This window comes from Syntrophobacterales bacterium (genome assembly GCA_031274925.1).
Taxonomy (GTDB): domain Bacteria; phylum Desulfobacterota; class Syntrophorhabdia; order Syntrophorhabdales; family Syntrophorhabdaceae; genus PNOM01.
The window spans coordinates 1-4,604 of the sequence record JAISPL010000011.1; the positions used below are offsets into that span (position 1 = coordinate 1).

The window sequence follows — 4,604 nt, forward strand, 5'->3', positions numbered from 1 at the left end:
GGCACCATTTGAAGGGAAATCCTGCCGTCAGGCCTTACAGGCATCGCGAGTTCATTAAGTTCAGGATAATTCACAAATTTGACATCAAGGATATCTCCCGGAGCAATCACATATTCCTGCTGCGAATAACTTCTTGCCTGCTGGTCAAACTGCGTGAAAGGCGCAGGGTTAACAACAGTATTTGGAGTACATGCCGCCAGCGATACAATTCCCATTATAAACACCACAATCCTCAAGGCGTTCAATCCCATCTGCCACCTCCGAAATAATCTGCTTCACGCCCAGACAAACACCAGCTCCAGCTGGGAAACTTTACATGATATGAATTAAGTTTGAACCGGAACAAACTTTTTACTGATCCTCACTCACAGCACATCCCGTTGATACTATTCCGCATTGATTAAAAAAGAATTCGCTCATTTTTGCCCCAACAGCCTTATGAGATGAACAAGACTATGGTGTCTATCAGAAATATATCACATTGCGAAACACATACCCGTAATCTTCTCCGTCACCCTCTGTGACGCATAGGAAACGTTCCGCTAATCCCCACCCATCATGTTTACCAGAACAAACCATGCAATTTATCGTTCAACGCATGTCGGGTCAACATCTATCGTTTTTCTTCAAATGATTTTACTAAAAAAGGATGTGTATACTTAGTTAAGCTACCGCCATTCCACTTGGTGGCTTCAGTTCCAAGCTGTCTATAATCTCGCTACGCTTTCTTCTTTGATTCATACTTGGTTGCGTAGGTATTTTCCCTGATTTGAGTCAAAAGCAGTCTTCTGCTAAGTTTTTACTTATTACCCTCACGCTTTGCACACACCACATCCGCCCAAAAAATGATTAAAGCATTATTGAATGTCCGTCCGCTTCAATCCCCCCTTCGGACTGATTTCTAGATAGAATAAATATAATACATAACGCTTCACACTGTCAAGCAAAATTGCACAACTTTTCGTACAGGCATGATATAACCACAAAACCACCTAAACTCTCAACCTTCCCGGTGATGGTCTGCGGCACAGAAATAGAAATTATAACTACACGGAATTTGAGAAACCCCTTTATGACGTTTTTCCACAGGCGACTATTTCCACACTTTCCCCATTACGATGCCAAGAATGAGCCATAATGGGATGGAAATCAATACAGCCCATATAATTCCGTTTACTGTTTTGACCGATCTCTCCAACTTTTTTGTATACAAAGCCCGTTCAACTTTAATCCTTACGTCTTCAAGTTCCAGCGGTTTGGAAATGTAGTCATAGGCACCCGCTTTCATCGCCTCCACTGCACTGTCCACGGATGGGTGGCCTGTATTCATAAGAAACGGCATATTCATGTTCTCCGCTCTCATCCGCCTCAATAGCTCAAGACCATCCATTTCCGGCATCACAAAGTCGGAAATGATACAGTCGACTTTAACGCTATTCAGTTTTTGAAGCGCCTCGTGCCCCCCTTCAGCCGTCGCAACGACATACCCTATTCCTTGAAAATAATCTTTTAAGAGGCCCCGTATTTCTTCATCATCGTCAACAACGAGAAGACTAGCTGCTACCATTGCGCGTTCTCCTTTCATTTAGGAAGTATGGTCGCATCATGGATTCAAGCCTTTATCGTCCAAGCACCTCCGAAAGTTCATGGGGCCGACCCAGAAAGCGATCATGGGGTAGCCGCACCACGAGCCCCTCTTTCTTGCGCACGGATAAAATGCAGTATTTCTTCGAATTTATCTATTTGCAGACATGTATTCTTGCAGGGACCTTCCGGCCTCTTGTTTGGTATGGCCAAGACCGGTGCTTTTTCTGAGACATCTTTTATGCCGCTCACCAAATCTCTCTCGCACGCAACTGCCAGAATCAGAGTAGGCCTGTATTGTCTGATTGCTCTTCTTGCTTCTTCGCCGCCCCCGGCCGTAATAACATGCATCTCGTATTCCTTAGACCGGCTCATGATCTCGCTGCGTGCTGTTTTTTCCAGACATCTCGGCAGAAGCATGAGAAGACGCTCGGTACTTAATCTGTCGGCGTGGGTCGTCATGATATAATTATGGACTTTGATAAAGGAATTCCCTACCCGGTCGCGGCTGATCCCGAAACACCCCCCAAGCCACAGGGCCTTGGGAAGTATCAACAAAAATAGTCTTTCGATCGGCTTTTGAGGAAAAAACGATCTCCCCCCCCTTCTGAGAACAAGGACTTCAATCGCAAGAGCCGCGAGAAGACAGGTTACGAACAGGCCCATAGCCCATTCGACCATTCTCGGCAGCATCGCGCTAAACTGTTCCATCCTGGGCCTTATCATATACCAGGCCGCAAAAGCAAAACCAATCAGCACAATGGAGGTCAATACAGCAAGAGCCAGAAAGGTCGCGGAATGTTCTTCGATTTCGTGTTCATGAAAGTCAGAGAGCACATCCCAATCCGCCCACTCATTCCCTAATTTTCTATCCTTGAATACTGAATCTTCCACGGGCTCCTTCATAGTTCTCTCCACTATTCGGATAAGGCACATCTAATCAAGACCAATGCCCGCAAATTCCTCTATTCCACCCTTCACAGCGCCTTCGGTTTCTTCAGGCCTGTTTATGACATCTGCAATCAGCCTGATTAACAATGACAGTCTCTCATAGATGATGCCCCCTAGTCAATAACCGGTCTAATTCAAGTCTTATCAGGCCGGCGTGAATTATTGGGGTCCGGTATTCTGATATTCCATTATCAATTTAAAGACTATTAGGAATCCTGGGTCTGGGCCGTGATCCTTACTTAAATATTTCAGTAGGAAAACAGTAACAAACTTTCTTGCATTTTTCCGTTTAGCAGGTATATTTTATAATTGAGACTTGAAAGTGTTTAAGTAATCATCAGAATTTTTCAAGCATAAGTAGGAGAATATGCCATGAATGAACGTAGTATCCGTAAATTACGTATGCCAATAATCTTGGCTATCGCCATTTCTATCGCTGTCTTGTTGATAGGTTCACTCGCCATAATTTTCATGCCCAGCACCCCAAAAGCAGAATATGCCCGAAATGGTTCGCCCGTGGAAGAAGGCTTTTCTGATGCCGATTTTGGGAATCAAGGCAGACGGGAGGACTATACACCGGGGCCTCCGCTTTCAGACTCGGCAGATGCTGCAGCTGCAGCATCTGCCAGTGCCACCGCCCTCCCACCAGCACAGTCTTCAAGTTCTCCTGCTCCGGTCCCGTCCTCAGAGGGACTTGGTTTTCGCATTGGGACAGCAATGAGCGGTTTCGTGGGATATTCTTCAGATTCTAAATCGGACTATACGGTATCAACAACTTCGCATTCTCATTCATCCTTAGATCGTGGCGATCCGAGATCACCATCAACATCTGTTCCTGAGCCTGGATCCGGTTTGTTAACTGGCGTGGGGGCCGGGTTCTTTTTCGTCATTGTATTCATTGGAACTTGCTTCAAGCGCTACAGAGCACGGGGATAATAGATAATTTTATATTATATCCGATAGAATTAAATGAACATCCCCCGTCGCAAGCGGCGGGGGATCCCGGGGTTTACGACTGACTATTAGGAAGCGCCCCAAGGGGCGGAGAATTAGACCCGTAGAGATTAAATGGTTTGAACTTCAGTTTCCTGTTGCTTTGATCGGTGTGTATCTTGTTAGCGGCAACGCTGATCAATTGTTTGAATTTATACGTAGAAAACTGAGAAAAGTTTTCCAAGTCAGCGCATCACCCTTGGAAGTCATTCCAAGCGGATCATAAGGCTCCATGTCTAGCCCTGACGGTAAGTTATAGCGGCGCTTGGTGCACAGTGAATACAAGGAGACCAACTGTGGAACTTTTTGTTGTTACAGATGAAATGCTCATGGGCCAGGGCGTCTTCGGCGTATTTTCCACAATAGAAAAGGCAAAAGTTTTTATGGAAGATATTCAATTGAGGACGGGATTCCGATGCATGATAAAGGGATTGGAGGTCTTTGGCAACGAAGATAGATGTTCCGCAGTATGTGTCGCCTACAATCATGACTGCATCCATGACGTTTACCTGCTGGATGGATTGTACGCACTCCCTTGGGATGCGTATGAGGCAACTGGAGACAGAGGTCTGATAGTGGAATTCATCATCGACTCTCCTGAACAGAAACGGACTGTACAGGACTTTTGAGTCAATCCAATGCTCAATTTTAATGGTTAATGGGAAATCGTTCACTGCATATATATGGTGAGCAACAGACCTTCCATTGCAAGTTTGCCTCGCTCTTGATGCGGCATACACCCCAAGAAAGAGATAAACCATACGTCCCGCAGAAATAAACTAAACCGATCATTTGCATGATTCCTCGTAACCTTCTTTTTTATCGTTTTAACATTTTACGGATTACCTACTGGCCCTTGAACGCTTCCAAGCCATGGTCGTTACCGATAAACCTTTCTTGAGTTGAAATACCAAAGCCGTCCTTTATCGACCTAGAGAACGGCAAGCCCCTCGGTACATTATACCCCTTCCAAAATTATAACATTTCATAATTACAGATACCGGCGATCAGATTGAAGCGTAAGCCGAAACGTTTTCTGCGGTTGTGATGTTAGCGTTTAATCAGACCGATGATGC

5 protein-coding genes and 1 pseudogene are annotated in these 4,604 nt (G+C 45.2%); 2 read left to right on the plus strand and 4 right to left on the minus strand.

What is annotated here, in order from left to right:
* From LBQ00_02080 to LBQ00_02090, 3 genes are all read right to left on the minus strand, one after another.
* On the minus strand, positions 1 to 251 hold a 251-nt coding region (locus LBQ00_02080; GenBank protein MDR2017660.1), incomplete at its 3' end, for a polysaccharide biosynthesis/export family protein.
* Between the two features lie 842 nt (positions 252 to 1,093).
* Positions 1,094 to 1,567, minus strand: a complete 474-nt coding sequence (locus LBQ00_02085; GenBank protein MDR2017661.1) for a response regulator — start codon at positions 1,565 to 1,567, stop codon at positions 1,094 to 1,096.
* A gap of 101 nt (positions 1,568 to 1,668) precedes the next feature.
* Entirely contained in the window at positions 1,669 to 2,490 is an 822-nt protein-coding gene (locus tag LBQ00_02090) for a DUF116 domain-containing protein (GenBank protein ID MDR2017662.1), read from the minus strand.
* 417 nt (positions 2,491 to 2,907) lie between these two features.
* Between LBQ00_02090 and LBQ00_02095 the strand changes: the two genes are divergently transcribed.
* Entirely contained in the window at positions 2,908 to 3,471 is a 564-nt protein-coding gene (locus LBQ00_02095) for a hypothetical protein (protein ID MDR2017663.1), read from the plus strand.
* A 353-nt stretch (positions 3,472 to 3,824) separates the two neighbouring features.
* Positions 3,825 to 4,157, plus strand: a complete 333-nt coding sequence (locus LBQ00_02100; GenBank protein ID MDR2017664.1) for a hypothetical protein — start codon at positions 3,825 to 3,827, stop codon at positions 4,155 to 4,157.
* A gap of 346 nt (positions 4,158 to 4,503) precedes the next feature.
* Here the strand turns inward: LBQ00_02100 and LBQ00_02105 are convergent.
* A pseudogene (locus LBQ00_02105) lies at positions 4,504 to 4,604 on the minus strand (IS5/IS1182 family transposase).

What these genes read in the sequence shown, in the direction of transcription:
- LBQ00_02090 (MDR2017662.1), bottom strand. Translation starts at nt 2,490, where the DNA reads ATGAAGGAGCCCGTGGAAGATTCAGTATTCAAGGATAGAAAATTAGGG.
- LBQ00_02085 (MDR2017661.1), bottom strand. Translation starts at nt 1,567, where the DNA reads ATGGTAGCAGCTAGTCTTCTCGTTGTTGACGATGATGAAGAAATACGG.
- LBQ00_02095 (MDR2017663.1), top strand. Translation starts at nt 2,908, where the DNA reads ATGAATGAACGTAGTATCCGTAAATTACGTATGCCAATAATCTTGGCT.